Origin of the sequence: Cycloclasticus zancles 78-ME (assembly GCF_000442595.1) — a bacterium.
In the GTDB taxonomy this organism is placed as follows: domain Bacteria; phylum Pseudomonadota; class Gammaproteobacteria; order Methylococcales; family Cycloclasticaceae; genus Cycloclasticus; species Cycloclasticus pugetii.
The window spans coordinates 590,361-608,592 of sequence record NC_021917.1 but is presented as its reverse complement, the minus strand read 5'-3'; the positions used below and the strand labels follow the sequence as shown (position 1 = coordinate 608,592).

The window sequence follows — 18,232 nt, the reverse complement described above, 5'->3', positions numbered from 1 at the left end:
AACCTCATGATGCTACGCTCCTCATTCTTAAACTCGGTGTTATCATTAGGGCTGCTGATATTAATTTGGCAACTTGCCGCGGTCACATTTAACAGCCCCGTCTTACCCTCACCTTTACTGGTTTATAAGACACTGGCACATGCTATTCAAACCCATGAATTACCACATCACCTTGGCGTAACTTTATATCGGTTAATAATTAGTTTTTTTCTGGCCATGCTTATAGGAACCGCCATTGGGATTCTTTTAGGGCGGCACAATTCACTCAATCAATTTTTTGATAGTTGGCTAATCATTCTGCTAAATATCCCTGCTTTGGTGACTATTATCTTGTGTTACATTTGGTTTGGTTTGGTTGAAACAGCTGCTATTTTCGCTGTCGTTATCAACAAGATTCCCAACGTTATCGTCACCATTAGAGAAGGCACTAAAAACCTAGATGAGCACCTTATGGAAATGACTAGGGCTTATCGATTTGGGCGCTACAAGACATTGCGTCATGTAATTCTCCCCCAGCTCTTTCCTTACATTATGGCTGCCGCCAGAACCGGCCTTGCTCTAATATGGAAAATAATTTTAGTCGTTGAAATGTTAGGCAGAAGCGATGGCATGGGTTATCAAATACACCTGTTTTTTCAACTTTTTGATATCCCCAGCATTATGGCTTATACCGTTTCTTTTATTATTGTTATTCAATTGATAGAAAGCATGATATTAAAACCCTTGGACAAAAAATCTCAACGCTGGAAATAACGTACGATGAGCTCTCTTACTGTCGATATAAAAAAGAAGAACTTTCCAAAAAGTGGGCTTAAGGAAACGTTCACCGTCATAGAAAACCTTTCTTTCGATATAACAAATAATGAGTTTGTCTGCCTTGTCGGCCCATCAGGCTGTGGCAAAACAACGCTGCTTAATATTATCGCGGGCCTTGATAGTGATTATGACGGTACTATTAATAATCAAAGCAGCAAGCTTCGACCCAGTTACGTTTTCCAAACTCCCCGTTTATTACCATGGCGAACTGTCTTGGAAAACATTCAATTAGCAACCCAGCCCGATGCTTCTTTAGCCAGCATAATAAAAACTCTTCAATCCTTAAACTTAGGCGACCATCTACATAGCTACCCCCATCATTTATCACTGGGAATGCAACGACGGGTTTCACTTGCAAGAGCTTTTTGCTTACCAAGTAACTTGTTGTTAATGGATGAGCCTTTCGTTTCGCTCGACCAGGCCAACGCGAACAAAGCCAGAGGGGCTTTATTAAACTTATGGCATGAAAAACCAAGGTCTATATTATTTGTTACCCATGATTTAAGCGAAGCGATAACACTAGCCGATCGCATTTTATTTTTATCCGCCCCCCCTAGTCATATTATCGCCGAGGTCAACATTAGCCTGACGAGAACTGAACGCACACCCAATCAAGTTAACGCATTTAAAGAGCATCTGAAAACCAGCCAACCAAACATTCGCCCATTTCTATAAGTTAAACGCCTAAACTGGCTATAAATATATGACGTCTGTTTTCTTAAGAAACTCATAAACAAAAAAAATCCGCTACCAAATTTGGCAGCGGATTTTTATGGCTATTAAACCATCCTCAAAAAGAGGACTTCTCACAAATAGTCAAGCAATTAGTTTCACTTTAAGCTGCTTTTTTAGCTGCTTTTTTTACAGTGTCTTTAACTTCTTGAGTTACTACTGAGTTGCTTTCTTGAACAAGCTTAATCACTTCTTCGTTATAAGCCTTAACCTCTTCAATCAATTCTTTACTCTCAGCTTGTACTTTTTCAAAGCTACTTTGGGCCAGTTCAACCTGATCTTTAACAAAAGCACTTAGGCCTTCAAGATCTGTAATGGCAGTAGCCGCTTTAATGCGTGCTTCAGTGAGAGCAACATATTCTTTAGCTGCAGCTTGTTGTGCGGCAATAGCTTTTTCGAACTGTGCTTTATTTAATTCAACTAATTTTTTTGCGGGAGCGAATAAAGTTTCTAGATTATTTAACATGTCATATCCTTTTATTTTTTTTAAGGTATAAGCAATAACTTCTTCTTTGCTGCGTTGGATTATACAGTGTTTTTATTGCAGTGCAACACTTATTTAATTATCGCATTTTGCACGCACTGTCAACACCCCTTGAACCACTAGTGGTATTAGTCCCCTTACTAAATATTTATATTGCAGTCTTAAAAGAACATACGCTAACCTCTTTGGTTAACGTATCATTAACGACGACGATATCCATTTAATAGTCTCGATTATTCAGCGTAATGAATGGTAAAAAAGTCTTATTTAACCAAAAAAGAGCAGTGTTATGTTTATCGCAATGAACCGCTTTAAAGTAAGCCTTGGCAAAGAAAACGAGTTTGAAGAAGTTTGGCGTTCACGCGAATCTCGCTTAAATGAAGTCCCTGGTTTTAAAACATTTCACCTTTTACGTGGCCCAGCACTTGAGGATCACACCCTATTTGCCTCACATACAACATGGCAAGATAAAGCGGCTTTTGATGACTGGACTCACTCGGACGCGTTTAAACAAGTGCACGCTCAAGCCGGGCAAACAAAAGGTTTATATATTGGGCACCCTAACTTTGAAGGGTTTGAAGTCGTTTTATAGCTTAGGTGGTTTAGTTGTTTTTTTTGTTACATCAGTCTCGTCTTCCCGCTTGAACTCACCTTCGATGATATCCCCATCCAACGCGTCTTCACGGCTGTCTTGTTGAAACGGGCCATCTTGTTGGAAAGAGGCTTGGCCCATTAACGAGCTCTGCAGAATAGAGCGCGCAAAGCGATATCGTAACGACGGCACTAAACAAAGAAAACCAATAATGTCCGTCAAAAAGCCTGGTGTTAACAGCAAGGCCCCACTGACCAGCAACATAGCACCCTCAACCATCTCCACTGCTGGTACCTCAGCTCTAGACAGGCTTGCCTGTATGCGCTGTAGTGTTGCTAGGCCCTGCAATCTAAACAGGTAAGCACCTAATACCGCTGTCAGCAAAATCAACACAACGGTAGGAAACGCACCGATTATGCCTCCCACTTGAATGAGGAAATAAATTTCCACCACAGGGACAACAATTAAGAGTAACAAAAATACAGAAAAGGGATTCATAGCCAACAGCTTACACAGGAACGATGCCTTTGTAAAAACTGGCATACAGATAAACAGCACAATAACAACATTAAAAAGAAAGATATCAGGAGCTCTTCAGGTCCTAATCTCTATGCAAAACAAAATCAGCTCCTTTGTATTACCGGTGGCGTTATAATGCCTACAAATAACAATGAACAACAAGCACCTGAGCAATGCTTGATATTTCAAGTTAGCATACTGACCCAATCAATTACTCAATGAAAACAAGAAATGTAATTATTTTATGTCTTCTCCTTTGCGCTGTATTTTCTACATCAATGGGGCTTGCAGCTGAGGCAGACCTTAATAAAAAAAATATTACCGATACAATAGGTGATTTATTTGATCGATTCAGCACTTCCCCCTCTGATGCATTACTGGAACCAGACGATGCCTTTAAATTTTTTGCAGAGGTAAACGACCAACAACACATTATCTTAAATTGGCAAATTGCTGACGGTTATTACTTATATCAACAACAGGTTGAGGTAACAGTAATCAACCCTCAAGGCGTTCAGTTAGAAGCAATAAAATTCCCAAAAGGCAAGCGCAAAGTAGATGAGATATTTGGTGATACGGTGGTTTATTACCATGATTTACAACTCACCCAACGCTTAACCAATCCACTTGTTAAACCCACAAACGTAACGCTCAACATTCGATTTCAAGGCTGTGCTGATATTGGGGTTTGCTACCCGCCCATGAATAAAACGGTGAGCTTATCCCTGCAACCGACAAACCACCTAAATATTACCCAGCCGACAAAACCTACCCCTAGCAATATTTCGGAACAGGGCAGAATCGCCAAAGCCCTTGTGGACAATACCGTTTGGTTGACCGCTTTAACCTTCCTTGGGTTTGGTCTATTACTCTCATTGACGCCTTGTGTATTTCCCATGATCCCTATTCTGTCTGGCATTATTATTGGGCATGGCAAAAGCCTTACTACACGTAAAGCCTTTTATTTATCCTTTAGTTACGTGTTTGCCTCGGCAATAACGTATGCGCTTTTCGGCATATTAGCGGGCCTGTTTGGTAGTAACTTACAAGCCACCTTTCAAAACCCTTGGATTCTCAGCATTTTTAGTGGGCTTTTTGTGTTACTCGCTTTATCGATGTTTGGCTTGTATCAAATACAGCTGCCTAATGCACTCCAAAGTAAACTATCTCAACTGTCACAACACCAAAAACACGGCTCCTTATGGGGCAGTGCAATCATGGGTATTTTATCGACACTTATTGTTGGCCCCTGTGTTGCTGCGCCACTCGCCGGGGTGTTGATTTATATAGGACAAACGGGCGATGCTGTATTAGGCGGCCTTGCACTATTCTCGTTAGGCATCGGTATGGGCATTCCCTTACTAATTATCGGTGTTTCTGCGGGTAAATTATTACCTAAGGCCGGGCACTGGATGGAGCCCATTAAGTACTTCTTTGGGGTGTTATTATTGGCTGTCGCTATCTGGCTTGTAGAGCGCATTTTACCGGCCAGCATCACACTCCTTTTGTGGGCAAGCTTATTTATTATTTGCGCCATTTACCTTAAAGCACTGGATCGGTTACCAGAAAATTCTTCGGGTTGGCAAAAACTATCCAAAGGAGTCGGTGCTATTTTGATGATCTATGGTGTTATTTTAATGCTCGGTGCAGCCTCCGGCGGAAGCAACCCCTTAAAACCTTTAGCCAACTTTAGTCTTTCGCAAAAAAATAACACTCTACAGCATAGCCTGCCATTTAAGAGAATCCAAAATATTGACGACTTACAGGCTGCTTTACAGCTTGCCTCTCAAAACAAACAATTCGTCATGTTAGATTTTTATGCTGACTGGTGTGTTTCCTGTAAAGAAATGGAAGCCTTTACCTTTAGTGAACCATCTATCCAACAGGCTTTAAAAAACACCCTGCTATTACAAGCAGATGTCACCAAAAATAATGATGAAGATCGAGCATTATTAAATGCTTTCTCACTTATTGGGCCACCAGCCATTTTATTTTTTTCGCCTAACGGCACTGAAATAAAACAACATCGAGTCATCGGCTATATGGCAGCTGACGATTTTCTAAAACAACTACAAATACTGAAATAAATGAAGAAGAAGGCTCTATTTTCAATTGGTTTTATACTTATCTTCGCTACTGTTGCTATCACTTTGTTTAGCAAGAACCCTTTAACTATTAGCTCTAACGACACGACAGCTACTCAGCAGCCCCCAACCATGCGGCCAGAGTTTTCTTTCCCCGACCTTCAAGGCCAGTTACGAAACATAAAGGAATGGGACGGCAATTATATCGTGCTTAATTTCTGGGCAACTTGGTGCCCACCTTGTCGTGAAGAAATCCCTGAATTCATTGCCATACAAAAAGAATATGGTACAACCAACCTACAGTTCATTGGAGTTGCCATTGATAACACGGTCTCAGTTAACAAATTTGCTTTAGAAGTAGGCATCAACTACCCAAATTTAATTGCCGAAATACAGGGTCTGGATCTAGCAAGGCAATACGGCAACACCATGGGCGCCCTTCCTTTTTCTGTTATTATCAACCCTGAAGGCCGCATTATTACTCGTCAAGTAGGGCTTCTTGAACGATCCAAAATTCTTAAATCCATTCAGCTTTCAAAAGGCTAACTCCTGCTAACTTGCTTATATTTGTCTTTATCTTTCGCGAAATAACATTTTATATAGACTTTATCCAAAAGCTTTGGCAAAATCCCCCCTTATTGCAAGATGAAATTGCATAACCAATTATTTTTAAGTTAGTACATTATGGCAATTATTTCAGTCATCAACGGCCCAAACCTAAATATGCTAGGCACACGAGAACCTGGGATTTATGGCGCTCAAACTCTCGCTGATATAGAGCATTCCTTAACTCAGCTGGCCGAACAACACGGACACGAATTGCTTTTCTATCAAAGTAATGCAGAGCATGACCTTGTTAATAAAGTACAACAAAGTAAGCATGATAAGGTTGCTGTTATCTTATTAAACCCAGCGGCTTTTACGCACACTAGCGTTGCCTTGCGTGATGCCCTATTAGCAAGCGACACACCTTTTATTGAGCTTCACTTATCAAATGTTCATGCTCGCGAGTCATTTCGCCAACACTCTTATTTTTCAGATATTGCCAAAGGTGTTATCTGTGGCTTCGGCCCCGACAGTTATAAATTAGCGCTGCTTGCAGCTCTCCCATTAATACAAAAACCATCAAGAGATTAATTATGGATATAAGAAAAGTTAAAAAACTGATCGAACTCATCGAAGAGTCAGATATTGCAGAAATTGAAATTCACGAAGGTGAAGAGTCTGTACGTATCAATCGTTACTCTTCAACACAACCTGTTGCCGTAACACAAATGCCTGCACCTGCTGCCTCTCCAGCCGTTGCCAGCGCTGCGCCTCAAGCAGCTGCAAGCGACAATACTGAACAGCCGTCTGGACATGTTATTACTTCTCCAATGGTCGGCACGTTTTATGACGCACCTGCGCCAGGCTCGGCCCCTTTCGTCAAAATAGGTCAATCCGTTCAAAAAGGCGATACCTTGTGCATTATTGAAGCAATGAAAATCCTTAACCAAATTGAAGCGGACAAATCTGGTGTTATTGCATCAGTGTTGACTGAGAATGGCCACCCAGTCGAATTTGATCAGCCACTTTTCATCATCGAATAACCGCCCCTGAGACGAGAAAAATATGTTCGATAAAATTCTTATTGCCAACCGTGGTGAAATTGCTTTGCGTATTTTGCGTGCCTGTCGCGAAATGGGCATCCAAACAGTTGCCGTTCACTCCTCTGCCGACCGTGATTTAAAACACGTTCGTTTAGCAGATGAATCCGTTTGTATTGGCGGTCCTTCATCTACAGAAAGCTACCTAAACGTACCCGCCATTATTAGTGCTGCAGAAATTACCGATGCCCAAGCTATTCACCCCGGCTACGGCTTTTTGTCTGAAAATGCGGACTTTGCTGAACGCGTAGAACAAAGCGGCTTTACATTTATTGGCCCTCGCTCGGAAACAATTCGCCTAATGGGTGATAAAGTCTCAGCGATTGAGGCAATGATTAAGGCTGGCGTGCCTTGCGTTCCCGGTTCAGATGGCCCGTTAAACGATGACAAAGAACGAAATGTCAGATTAGCCCGTGATATTGGCTACCCCATTATCATTAAAGCTGCTGGCGGTGGTGGTGGCCGCGGGATGCGTGTGGTTCATACAGAAGCAGCCCTTTTGAATGCCATTTCACTGACCAAAACCGAGGCTAAAAACTTTTTTGGTAACGATATGGTGTATATGGAGAAATTCCTTGAAACGCCACGCCATATCGAATTCCAAGTGCTGGCCGACCAACACGGTAACGCCATTCACTTGGGAGAACGTGATTGCTCAACTCAGCGTAAGCACCAAAAAGTAATTGAAGAAGCGCCCGCAATTGGCATCAGCGAAGAGGTTCGCCAAGAAATTGGTACTCGCTGTGCGAAAGCCTGTACAGATATTGGCTACTATGGAGCAGGAACCTTTGAGTTCTTATATGAGAAAGGTGAATTTTATTTCATTGAAATGAATACACGGGTTCAAGTAGAGCATCCAATTACAGAAATTGTCACTGGTGTCGATATTGTTGCTGAACAACTGAAAATTGCCGCTGGTCTACCACTTGGTTACACGCAAGATGATATTAAAATTTCAGGTCACGCTATTGAATGTCGTCTAAATGCTGAGCATTCTGAAACCTTTATGCCTTCACCAGGGAAAATCACACAGTTACATATCCCAGGCGGTCCTGGCATTCGCTTTGATAGCCATATCTATAACGGCTACACCGTGCCTCAATACTATGACTCGATGATCGGCAAACTGATCGCATCAGGCCCCTCTCGCGACTCTGCACTTGCTCGCACAAAAACAGCTCTTAACGAAACGGTTATTGATGGCATTCACACCAATATCCCGTTATTAAAGGACATTGTGGTCGACAAAGATTTTGCCTCAGGCGTCTATAATATTCATTACCTTGAAAAGAAACTGGGGATGTAATCGGCATGGCATGGCAACAATTGACCATTGCAACAACTCAAGAGTTAGCCGCAACGATTGAAGGCTTATTAGAAAACCTTGGCGCTCTGTCTGTGACCATCACAGACAGAGCCGACCAACCTATTTATGAGCCGCCATTAAATAGCACGCCTCTATGGCAACATGTCTCCATTACAGGTTTGTTTGACGAACAAGACGACCTTAAAAATATCGAGCAATTTTTTAACCAACAACTTGGCCATCAGGGCGAGTGGCAATTAACTATTGAGCGTCTAGAAGACCAAGTCTGGGAACGTGTTTGGCTTGAAAATTTCCAACCCATTAAATTTGGCGATAACTTTTGGGTTTGCTCTACCGAACATGACATTGCAGATTCCAATGCAACCTTATTACGACTCGACCCTGGTCTAGCATTTGGCACCGGCACACACCCTACGACCGCCCTTTGTCTCGATTGGTTAGCCAAACATGATCTTACAAAAAGCAATATTATCGACTTTGGATGTGGCTCTGGCATACTCGCTATTGCAGGTCTTTTATTAGGTGCAAAAAGTGCTATTGGCATAGACATTGACCCTCAGGCACTTATCGCCACAACGAGCAATGCCGAACAAAACAATGTACTTGATAAAGTCAAAGTTTATGCCGCTGATCAATACCCTCGAAAACCCCAAGCCATTGTTATTGCGAATATTTTAGCTGAGCCGCTTATCTCACTATCAAGCGATATTTCAGCCTTAGTTAAACCCAAAGGCCATTTATTATTGTCTGGCATCCTTAGCGAACAAGTAACGCAAGTTATTAGCGCCTACCAACATGAATTCATCTTCTGCCCTGCCACCATTAGAGACAATTGGGCTTGCCTCCATGCCGTTAAAAAAACTTGAGCAATGCCTTATGCACTTTGTCCTTTTTGTTTTAGTACACTACATGTCACCCCTGAACAATTAGCAGTTAAGTCAGGCGTTATTCGCTGCGGCCATTGCCATAAAGTATTTAATGCACGGGAAAATGAACTCAGCGCCGATATTGAGCGAACTGTTCCCATTAAGCCCAATGAAGACATCACTCAGTCATCGACTGCTACCCAAGAGCACTCGTCTGAAGCTGATTCTCCTCCAATTATTGCGGCATGGGAGTCTACAAAAACCACCCATCACTATAAACTGCCATACGGTCTGCTTTCATTTGTATTAGTGTTAGTGCTTCTCACTCAAATTGCCTTCATTGAATCAACACGATTAACTCAGAACACACAATTACAACCCTTCTTCAAAAAACTCAATAACACCTTCGACTTATCAATTCCTAGCTACCAAAACCTGGATGAAATTCACATCATTGCACGCCAGCTTACGCCTCACTCAAAGCTAGATGAGCTGCTGTCTTTTCAACTCACGATCAAGAATTCCGCCTTAGCCGAACAACCCTATCCAAGCATAAAATTGCTACTAACATCGACTCTCGGTGAGCCAATAGCTCAAGGAGTTTTCACTAAAAATGATTACCTAGCAGACAGTGAAATCAATGATTATTTCGCACCTCAATCCCTAAGGAACATTACGCTTACCTTCCAAAAACCTAGCAAAACTGCCTTTGGTTTTGAAATATCCTTTCAACCTTAAGGTAAAATGCTTGCGATAAATCGCCGCTAAGGATTGACTCAAGATCAGACAATAGCGACACTAAACACCTGAGAGTGTCGCATAAAACTCTCAACTCAACCCCTTTAAGTTCTTATGAAAATTGGTCCGTATACATTAAGTAACAACTTAGTCTTATCCCCAATGGCTGGAATAACCGACAGACCTTTTCGTCAACTTTGTCGGGAATTAGGCGCTGGCTTAGCGGTGTCTGAAATGACTGCGTCAAACCCAGCTTTACGCAAACACCGACGAACCTTATTAAAACTCGATCATAATGGCGAGGACGAGCCTCGCTCGGTACAAATTGTTGGCACAAATCCCAAAAAAATGGCTGAAGCGGCTCTCTTTAATCAAGCCAATGGCGCACAAATTATTGATATCAACATGGGCTGTCCTGCTAAAAAAGTATGTAATGTCGCTGCTGGTTCAGCCTTATTAAGAGACGAACCTTTGGTTGAAGAAATTTTAAAGTCTGTGGTTTCTGCCGTCCACATTCCGGTAACGCTAAAAATAAGAACTGGCTGGGATCCACTCAGTAAAAACGCCCCCACCATTGCTAAAATTGCCGAGCAAGCCGGCATACAGGCCCTTGCGATTCATGGTCGGACACGTGCTTGTAAATATGATGGAAACGCTGAATTTGACACCATTAAACTCGTTAAACAATCCATCAACATTCCGGTATTTGCCAATGGAGATATAACTACCCCTCAACGAGCACGTGACGTATTACATCACACCAATGCAGATGGTCTGTTAATAGGCCGTGGTGCCCAAGGGCGACCTTGGATTTTCAGAGAAATTGACCATTTCTTGAAAACAGGCGAGACCTTAGCGCCACCTGACTTTGAGGAAATAAGACAGGTTGTTATTCGCCATATTACGCAGCTACATCAATTTTATGGTGATATTATGGGCGTCAGGATTGCCAGAAAGCATATAGCTTGGTATTTTAAACACCTAGATACATCATTACTGCCTCTTGTTAAGAAAAGTTTTTCCATCCAAGAGCCTCAGCAACAACTAGATTTTATGGATAAAATTTTTCATGCCCTTACACAAACACAACACCAAGTAGCATGAGTTTAGATAAATCAAAACAACCTTTATGTCACCAAGTGACACAAGCACTCGAAAACTATTTTGCACAACTTGACGGTCAAGAAGTCGTTGACCTACACGCACTAGTCATCAGTGAAGTTGAAAAACCATTATTTGAAGCGGTGCTAAACCATACTAAGTCTAACCAGTCTAAAGCTGCGAAGATGCTTGGTTTAAGCCGTGGCACACTGAGAAAGAAATTAGCCAGCTACAACTTGGATATTTAACCCTAGTTCAGTTCTAAGCCGAGTAGCAAAAAGCTCAGCAAAAACATACGACTTTCTATAGAATACCCTGTTTTCAGATAGGCCAATTAGGCCTGACACTCTTTCACAAACAGGTCAAAAAATGAGCAATAAAATCACTCGCGCTTTAGTTAGCGTTTCCGATAAATCAGGCATTATTGAGTTCTGTCAACAATTGAGCAGCTTAGGTGTTGAAATCATTTCAACCGGCGGCACCGCTAAATTACTACAAAACAATAATATTCCTGTTGTAGAAATCAGTGATTACACCGGGTTTCCAGAAATGATGGATGGCCGCGTCAAGACGCTGCACCCAAAAGTTCATGGTGGTATTTTAGGTCGCCGTGATATTGACCAAACCATTATGCAAGATAATGATATCAAGCCGATCGACCTAGTTGTTGTAAACCTATACCCCTTCCAACAAACAGTGGCAAACCCAGATTGTGATCTTGCAACGGCCATCGAAAATATCGATATTGGTGGGCCCACTATGATTCGCGCTGCGGCTAAGAACCATAAAGATGTCACCATTATAGTTGACCCTAATGATTACCAACAAACCATTGAGTCTATTAAGGCAACTGGCGGAGTCGATGCGCCTAGTCGTTTTAATTTTGCCGTTAAGACGTTTGAGCATACTGCTCAATATGACGGCGCTATCGCAAATTATTTAGGGACCATTCAAGAATACGGCGATAAAGCCGACTTTTCTCGTACTATCAACCTACAATTTAAACAAAAACAAGTGATGCGTTACGGTGAGAATCCTCATCAAAAAGCAGCCTTTTTTACCGAAGAGGCCTCTCAACCCGGCACAATTGCTTCAGCAGTTCAGCATCAAGGCAAAGAGTTATCCTATAACAATATCGCCGATACCGATGCGGCGCTTGAGTGTGTTAAACAGTTTGATGATTCGCCAGCCTGCGTAATCGTGAAACATGCAAACCCCTGTGGCGTAGCCCTTGGTGATAACATTCTGGACGCATACAACCGAGCTTACCAAACAGATCCTGAATCTGCGTTTGGCGGCATTATTGCGTTTAACCGTCCACTTGATTTAGCAACAGCTAAAGCCATCACAGATCGTCAATTTGTTGAAGTCATTATCGCCCCAGGTGTTAACGAAGATGCCTTGGCCGTCATCGCTGGCAAGAAAAACCTTCGCCTACTGGACAGCGGACCATGGGAAAAAAGCGACGAAGATCGCTATGATTTCAAGCGTGTTAATGGCGGCCTACTTGTCCAAACTATTGATAAAGAGTTATTCACAGATCTAACCGTTGTTACCAAACGACAACCCAGCAAACAAGAAATGCAAGATTTATTGTTCAGCTGGAGCGTTGCTAAGTTTGTTAAGTCAAATGCTATCATCTACGGCAAAAACAACATGACTATCGGCGTAGGCGCCGGTCAAATGAGCCGTGTTAATTCTGCGAGAATAGCCGCGATTAAGGCTGAACAAGCAGGTCTAGATGTTACTGGCTCTGTCATGGCATCTGATGCATTCTTCCCCTTTAGAGATGGCCTCGATAATGCTGCTCAAGTGGGTATTCGAGCAGTGATTCAACCTGGTGGGTCAATGCGTGACGAGGAAGTTATTCAAGCGGCTGACGAGCACGATATTGCCATGGTCTTTACGGGCATGCGTCACTTTAGGCACTAATCAAGGAGTTCTATAATGAATGTACTAATCGTAGGCGGCGGTGGGCGTGAACACGCCTTAGCGTGGAAAGCAAAGCAATCTTCTAACGTAGATACGGTCTATGTAGCACCCGGTAATGCAGGCACCGAACAAGAACCCGGCATTACCAATATTGACATTCAGGCTGAAGATATTGATCGCTTATTAACCTTTGCCTTAGAAGAAAAAATTGAATTGACCATTGTTGGCCCCGAAGCTCCGTTAGTGGCCGGTATCGTTGATCAATTTACCGCTAACGGTTTACGTTGTTTTGGCCCGACCCAACTGGCTGCACAACTTGAAGGATCCAAAGCCTACTGTAAGGACTTCTTAGCACGCCATAATATTCCTACCGCTGACTATCAAAGCTTTAGCGATATCGAACCTGCTTGCGACTACATTCGCAGCAAAGGCGCTCCTATTGTTGTAAAGGCTGATGGTTTAGCCGCTGGCAAAGGCGTTATCCTTGCGGAAACTGAACAAGAAGCCATTGACGCGGTCAACGACATGTTAGCTGGCAATGCCTTTGGTGAAGCAGGTCATCGCGTTGTGATCGAAGAATTTTTGCTCGGTGAAGAAGCCAGCTTTATTGTCATTGCCAATGGTAATCAAGCACTGCCCATGGCCTCATCTCAGGACCATAAAGCACGTGATAATGGAGATTTAGGTCCTAACACGGGTGGTATGGGTGCTTACTCACCTGCACCTGTTGTAACACCTAAAATGCATGACCTCATCATGGATACCATTATTCAACCAACATTGGATGGCATGATAAAAGACGGTATTCCATACACCGGGTTTCTATACGCAGGCGTAATGATTGACGCTCAAGGAACACCCAAAGTACTTGAATACAATTGTCGATTTGGCGACCCAGAAACCCAACCCATCATGATGCGCTTGAAGAGCGACCTGACTGAGCTGTGTAATGCCGCCCTTGATAATAAATTAGATACCATCTCAGCTCAGTGGGATACTCGCACAGCTATTGGCGTGGTTCTTGCCGCTGGTGGCTACCCTTTCGACTATCATAAAGGTGACATTATTACTGGTATTCCAACGGAGACCGATGATGCTAAAACCTTTCATGCTGGTACCAAAATGAGCAATGGTGATATCACCACTAATGGCGGCCGTGTCCTGTGCGCCTGTGCCCTAGGTAACAGCGTACTCGACGCGCAATTAAAGGCCTATGAGACGGTCGGTTCAATTCAATGGGACAATGTATACTTCCGAACTGATATTGGCCACCGCGCTATAAAGCGCGAACAATCGGCCTAGCCTAATAAAATATCAACACGCAAAAAAAGAGCGTTTAAATATAAACGCTCTTTTTTTGTTTCTTAAAATTATTAATTGCTAACGCTTCATTGAATCAAAGAACTCGCCATTTGTTTTTGTTTTCTTAAAGCGTTCTAACAAAAACTCAATCGCACCCATTTCATCCATTGGATTAAGAATTTTGCGGAGAATCCAAGTTTTTTGAAGGATATCAGCGTCCACTAAATATTCTTCTCGACGTGTGCCTGAACGGTTAACGTTAATCGCTGGGTAAATACGTTTTTCAGCAATTTTACGCTCAAGATGAAGCTCCATATTACCCGTGCCTTTAAACTCCTCGTAAATCACATCGTCCATACGCGAACCGGTTTCAACGAGAGCTGTTGCAATAATTGTCAAACTACCGCCTTCTTCAATATTACGTGCCGCACCAAAAAAACGTTTAGGACGTTCAAGTGCATTAGCATCCACACCACCAGTCAAAATTTTACCTGATGAAGGCGCTACAGTATTGTAGGCTCGACCCAAACGGGTAATAGAGTCTAACAAAATAATAACGTCTCTTTTGTGCTCCACCATTCTTTTTGCTTTTTCAATAACCATTTCGGCCACCTGAACATGGCGAGAAGCAGGCTCATCAAATGTACTGGAAATCACTTCACCTTTAACGGTACGTGACATCTCTGTCACCTCTTCAGGCCGCTCATCGATCAATAGAACCATTAAATGGCTTTCTGGATTATTTGCAGCAATAGAGTGCGCTAAATTTTGCAGAATCATGGTCTTACCAGCTTTAGGCGGTGACACAATTAAGCCACGTTGCCCCTTACCAATGGGTGATACCAAGTCAATAACACGGGAAGTTAAATCTTCAGTGGTACCATTCCCCATTTCTAAAGTTAAACGTTCATTGGGGAAAATAGGCGTTAAGTCCTTAAACGCTATTTTGTTTTTTGCATGTTCTGGTTTTTCATAATTAAGCTTATCGACCTTCAATAGTGCAAAGTAACGCTCACTATCTTTAGGTGGGCGAATTTTTCCCGAAATGGTATCCCCCGTTCTTAAACCAAACCGACGAATCTGACTCGGCGAGACATAAATATCATCTGGACCCGCTAAAAACGAACCATCTGCCGACCTTAAAAACCCAAAACCATCTGATAATATTTCAAGAACCCCATCACCATATACATCATCGCCTTTTTTGGCTATTTTCTTAAGAATTTGAAAGACAGTGGTTTGTTTTAATGATCGTCCAGTGTTATCAACACCAAGTTCTTTCGCAAGTTCAAGGATTTCAGTTGCGGGTTTACGCTTCAGCTCAGTTAGGTTCATATAGATTTAAGGTTGGAATAAAAAGGTATAAACGTGCACATTTAGCACTAGAGGTTTTTTAATTGATTTTTTTGATTGTTTGCACGGCAAGTGGCGTGCTTAAGGGGTTCTTACTTATGGAAGTAAAGGTAGCATTAAAAAACACCCTCGTCTACCTTTAAGGCGAAGGCGTTGTATTTTTTTAGATATTACTGTCAATAAATGCTGATAATTGTGATTTAGTCACGGCTCCTACTTTGGTCGCTTCCACTTCACCAGCTTTATAAACCATTAAGGTTGGAATGCCTCGCACACCAAAACGCCTTGGCATCGCTGGGTTTGAATCTATATCCAACTTAACGACTTTCAACTTACCGGCATATTCGTCTGCAATTTCATCGAGGATCGGTGCTACCATTTTACAAGGACCACACCATTCAGCCCAAAAATCTACTAATACTGGTTGTTCAGACGCCAAAACGTCCTGTTCAAAACTATCATCGGTGGTATGAACTACATTTTCACTCACTATTTATCTCCGTTCGGTTAATACTACGCACTATTACATCATAATAGAGTACGATATCAGATGCATAGCTTACCATGAATATTTCATTCCTAACTAAACTTCCAATTCACTCCTCTATTTCTTCAACAATTACATAACTTATGTCCGACACCCATCTTACTGATACTCAATTTTCTTCACTTGGGCTCACTGCCCCTTTAATTCAAGGTTTAGACGAGGCTAATTTCATAAAGTGCACGCCTATTCAGGAACAAACCTTACCCATCAGTTTGCTCGGCAACGATGTCGCAGGACAGGCGCAAACAGGCACTGGAAAAACCATTGCTTTTTTACTCGCCACGTATCACACCCTACTAACAAAAACGCCTGCCGATAATAAAAAAGGTGTTAGGGCGCTTATTCTTGCTCCAACGCGTGAACTGGCGATACAAATTGCAAATGATGCAAAAATTATTGGTAAACACACTGACATTAAAGTCGGCCTTGCCTACGGTGGAACAGATTACGATAAACAACGTAAAACCATAGAGGATGGTGTGGATATTTTAATTGGCACCCCGGGACGAACCATCGATTTTTTCAAACAAAAAGTATTTAACCTTAGAAACACCGAGGTCCTAGTACTAGATGAAGCAGACAGAATGTTTGACCTTGGGTTTATAAATGATATTCGCTATTTATTACGACGATTACCTAAACCTGAAAACCGTTTAAACTTATTGTTCTCGGCAACACTTTCGTTCAAAGTTACCGAATTGGCTTACGAGCATATGAACAACCCTGTAATGGTTCGCGTTGAACCCGAACAAATAACTGCAAAACAAGTGGTTGAGTCTGTTTATTACCCTGCTGATAATGAAAAAATTCCCTTACTTCTTCATCTGCTGACAAATGAGAAACCCGAAAGAGGGATTATTTTCATTAATACCAAGCACACTGCAGACCGTTTACATCGTTACCTAAAGGGCAACGACTTTGATAACGCCGTGCTTTCAGGCGATGTACCACAAAAAAAACGACAAACCATTTTAACTCGCTTTCAAGACGGCAAACTACCTTTATTAATTGCCACTGATGTGGCCGCTCGTGGATTACACATTCCTGCTGTTAGTCATGTATTTAATTTTGACCTACCTCAAGATGCCGAAGACTATGTTCACCGAATTGGTAGAACCGCCCGCTCAGGCGCCAGCGGTAAAGCCATTAGTTTTGCCTGTGAAACCTATGCTTACTCACTGCCTGACATTGAAGCCTATATATCACACAAAATTCCTTTCGAAAATATTGATGGCGCCTCCTTACCGGATGTTAAACCAGCTACTAAAAGAACCGCTAAACCATCTACTCACAAACGCCCAGCAAACGCTCGAACACAACAAAAATCACGCTCACATAAACGGTAATTAAGCCGTTTATTTTGGCTGAATAGCGCCAAGACTTTCGACTGCTAAATAGTCATGTACGATACGCGGTGGCTCAGCGCTATCGGGTTTAGTAATAGCGACGATGTATTGAATGCCAAATGTATCGGCTGCCTTCAACACACTTAAACTATCATCCACCATCACGGTTTTAGATTTATCAAACTGCTCCAGCTGATGAAAAGCATGCCAAAAACTTTGCTGCTCTTTGGGGTAACCAAAATCATGCGCAGAAACAATCGCATCAAAAAACTCTACCAAACCTGTTTTTTGCATTTTTAGGTTTAAACTCTCTGCATGTGCATTTGTTACCAACACACAGCGTTTACCCGATGCTTTTATAGCTCCTAAAAAATCGCGTGTATGCGGCAATTCTTTAATATGTTCCTGTGTTTCAACTTTTAGCTTAACAATATCAATACCTAATGCCTCGCTCCAATAATCTAAGCAATACCAATTTAACAAGCCTTCTTGGGCTTTAAAAAGAGGCTCTAGCTGTTTAATTGCTTCATCAAATGAAATACCTTCCTTATTAGCAAAATAATCAGGCACAACACGTTGCCAAAAATGGTTGTCGAACCGTAGATCCAACAAAGTACCATCCATATCCAATAAAACAGTTTCTATTTCCGACCAATTAATCATCTGGTAACCTAACCTTTACAACGTTAAACTTTTCGACTTACCTTCAAAAGGCATACCGGTATGTTAAACCATTTCAGCAAACGCTTATCCCTTTTCCTAATAAGTGGTTTATTGCTTACCATCAATGCCTCTCAACATTCCCCCACCCATGCTATTTAAGCGCTAATAAACAGATACTTACACA

20 protein-coding genes are annotated in these 18,232 nt (G+C 42.1%); 15 read left to right on the top strand and 5 right to left on the bottom strand.

The genetic code is table 11. The features are described 5' to 3' along the window. Positions 1 to 6 precede the first annotated feature (6 nt). The gene (locus tag CYCME_RS02980; protein ID WP_015006648.1) at positions 7 to 753 is read left to right on the top strand and encodes an ABC transporter permease; all 747 of its coding nucleotides are present in this window, start codon (positions 7 to 9) and stop codon (positions 751 to 753) included. A 6-nt stretch (positions 754 to 759) separates the two neighbouring features. Then, a complete protein-coding gene (locus CYCME_RS02975; RefSeq protein ID WP_020932115.1) occupies positions 760 to 1,491 on the top strand; it encodes an ABC transporter ATP-binding protein in 732 nt (243 codons plus the stop codon). Between the two features lie 160 nt (positions 1,492 to 1,651). Here CYCME_RS02975 and CYCME_RS02970 read toward each other — a convergent pair whose 3' ends face one another. Further along, positions 1,652 to 2,014: a phasin family protein gene (locus CYCME_RS02970; protein ID WP_020932114.1), complete on the bottom strand. Its 363-nt coding sequence runs from the start codon at positions 2,012 to 2,014 to the stop codon at positions 1,652 to 1,654. Between the two features lie 307 nt (positions 2,015 to 2,321). Here CYCME_RS02970 and CYCME_RS02965 point away from each other — a divergent pair, with 307 nt between their 5' ends. After that, positions 2,322 to 2,624, top strand: a complete 303-nt coding sequence (locus CYCME_RS02965) for an antibiotic biosynthesis monooxygenase family protein (RefSeq protein ID WP_015006651.1) — start codon at positions 2,322 to 2,324, stop codon at positions 2,622 to 2,624. On the opposite strand, the gene CYCME_RS02960 is transcribed toward CYCME_RS02965, so the two are convergent. Further along, on the bottom strand, positions 2,619 to 3,122 hold the full coding sequence (locus CYCME_RS02960) for an FxsA family protein (RefSeq protein WP_020932113.1): 504 nt from the start codon (positions 3,120 to 3,122) through the stop codon (positions 2,619 to 2,621). The two genes, CYCME_RS02965 and CYCME_RS02960, sit on opposite strands and share 6 nt — an antisense overlap. Before the next feature lie 239 nt (positions 3,123 to 3,361). On the opposite strand from CYCME_RS02960, the gene CYCME_RS02955 reads away from it, so the two are divergent. From CYCME_RS02955 to purD, 11 genes are all read left to right on the top strand, one after another. Then, positions 3,362 to 5,230, top strand: a complete 1,869-nt coding sequence (locus CYCME_RS02955; protein ID WP_081651234.1) for a protein-disulfide reductase DsbD — start codon at positions 3,362 to 3,364, stop codon at positions 5,228 to 5,230. After that, the gene (locus tag CYCME_RS02950; RefSeq protein WP_020932111.1) at positions 5,231 to 5,773 is read left to right on the top strand and encodes a TlpA family protein disulfide reductase; all 543 of its coding nucleotides are present in this window, start codon (positions 5,231 to 5,233) and stop codon (positions 5,771 to 5,773) included. 138 nt (positions 5,774 to 5,911) lie between these two features. Next, positions 5,912 to 6,364, top strand: coding sequence for a type II 3-dehydroquinate dehydratase (aroQ, locus tag CYCME_RS02945; protein WP_015006655.1), 453 nt, complete (start codon positions 5,912 to 5,914; stop codon positions 6,362 to 6,364). Positions 6,365 to 6,366: 2 nt separating this feature from the next. Next, positions 6,367 to 6,816: an acetyl-CoA carboxylase biotin carboxyl carrier protein gene (gene accB, locus CYCME_RS02940; RefSeq protein WP_016390552.1), complete on the top strand. Its 450-nt coding sequence runs from the start codon at positions 6,367 to 6,369 to the stop codon at positions 6,814 to 6,816. 22 nt (positions 6,817 to 6,838) lie between these two features. Then, positions 6,839 to 8,179 carry an acetyl-CoA carboxylase biotin carboxylase subunit gene (gene accC / locus CYCME_RS02935; RefSeq protein ID WP_015006657.1) on the top strand — a complete coding sequence of 447 codons (1,341 nt, stop codon included), beginning with the start codon at positions 6,839 to 6,841 and terminating at the stop codon, positions 8,177 to 8,179. Positions 8,180 to 8,184: 5 nt separating this feature from the next. Then, positions 8,185 to 9,066: a 50S ribosomal protein L11 methyltransferase gene (gene prmA, locus CYCME_RS02930; protein WP_016390549.1), complete on the top strand. Its 882-nt coding sequence runs from the start codon at positions 8,185 to 8,187 to the stop codon at positions 9,064 to 9,066. A 3-nt stretch (positions 9,067 to 9,069) separates the two neighbouring features. Then, positions 9,070 to 9,804 (top strand): zinc-ribbon and DUF3426 domain-containing protein, encoded by a 735-nt coding sequence (locus tag CYCME_RS02925; protein ID WP_020932110.1) that lies wholly within the window; start codon positions 9,070 to 9,072, stop codon positions 9,802 to 9,804. Positions 9,805 to 9,918: 114 nt separating this feature from the next. Further along, positions 9,919 to 10,908, top strand: a complete 990-nt coding sequence (gene dusB, locus CYCME_RS02920; protein WP_020932109.1) for a tRNA dihydrouridine synthase DusB — start codon at positions 9,919 to 9,921, stop codon at positions 10,906 to 10,908. After that, complete coding sequence (gene fis, locus CYCME_RS02915; RefSeq protein ID WP_015006661.1) at positions 10,905 to 11,153, top strand: DNA-binding transcriptional regulator Fis; 249 nt, start codon at positions 10,905 to 10,907, stop codon at positions 11,151 to 11,153. Before dusB ends, fis begins: the two co-directional genes overlap by 4 nt. 121 nt (positions 11,154 to 11,274) lie before the next feature. Then, the gene (gene purH, locus CYCME_RS02910; RefSeq protein ID WP_020932108.1) at positions 11,275 to 12,837 is read left to right on the top strand and encodes a bifunctional phosphoribosylaminoimidazolecarboxamide formyltransferase/IMP cyclohydrolase; all 1,563 of its coding nucleotides are present in this window, start codon (positions 11,275 to 11,277) and stop codon (positions 12,835 to 12,837) included. Positions 12,838 to 12,852: 15 nt separating this feature from the next. Then, on the top strand, positions 12,853 to 14,139 hold the full coding sequence (purD, locus tag CYCME_RS02905; protein WP_015006663.1) for a phosphoribosylamine--glycine ligase: 1,287 nt from the start codon (positions 12,853 to 12,855) through the stop codon (positions 14,137 to 14,139). 78 nt (positions 14,140 to 14,217) lie between these two features. Here the strand turns inward: purD and rho are convergent, their stop codons facing one another. Further along, the gene (rho, locus tag CYCME_RS02900) at positions 14,218 to 15,474 is read right to left on the bottom strand and encodes a transcription termination factor Rho (protein WP_015006664.1); all 1,257 of its coding nucleotides are present in this window, start codon (positions 15,472 to 15,474) and stop codon (positions 14,218 to 14,220) included. Positions 15,475 to 15,655: 181 nt separating this feature from the next. Beyond that, on the bottom strand, positions 15,656 to 15,982 hold the full coding sequence (trxA, locus tag CYCME_RS02895; protein WP_015006665.1) for a thioredoxin TrxA: 327 nt from the start codon (positions 15,980 to 15,982) through the stop codon (positions 15,656 to 15,658). Positions 15,983 to 16,122: 140 nt separating this feature from the next. Between trxA and rhlB the strand changes: the two genes are divergently transcribed. After that, entirely contained in the window at positions 16,123 to 17,385 is a 1,263-nt protein-coding gene (gene rhlB / locus CYCME_RS02890; protein WP_015006666.1) for an ATP-dependent RNA helicase RhlB, read from the top strand. 9 nt (positions 17,386 to 17,394) lie between these two features. Here the strand turns inward: rhlB and yrfG are convergent, their stop codons facing one another. Further along, positions 17,395 to 18,048 (bottom strand): GMP/IMP nucleotidase, encoded by a 654-nt coding sequence (gene yrfG, locus CYCME_RS02885; protein ID WP_016390545.1) that lies wholly within the window; start codon positions 18,046 to 18,048, stop codon positions 17,395 to 17,397. Between the last annotated feature and the right edge of the window lie 184 nt (positions 18,049 to 18,232).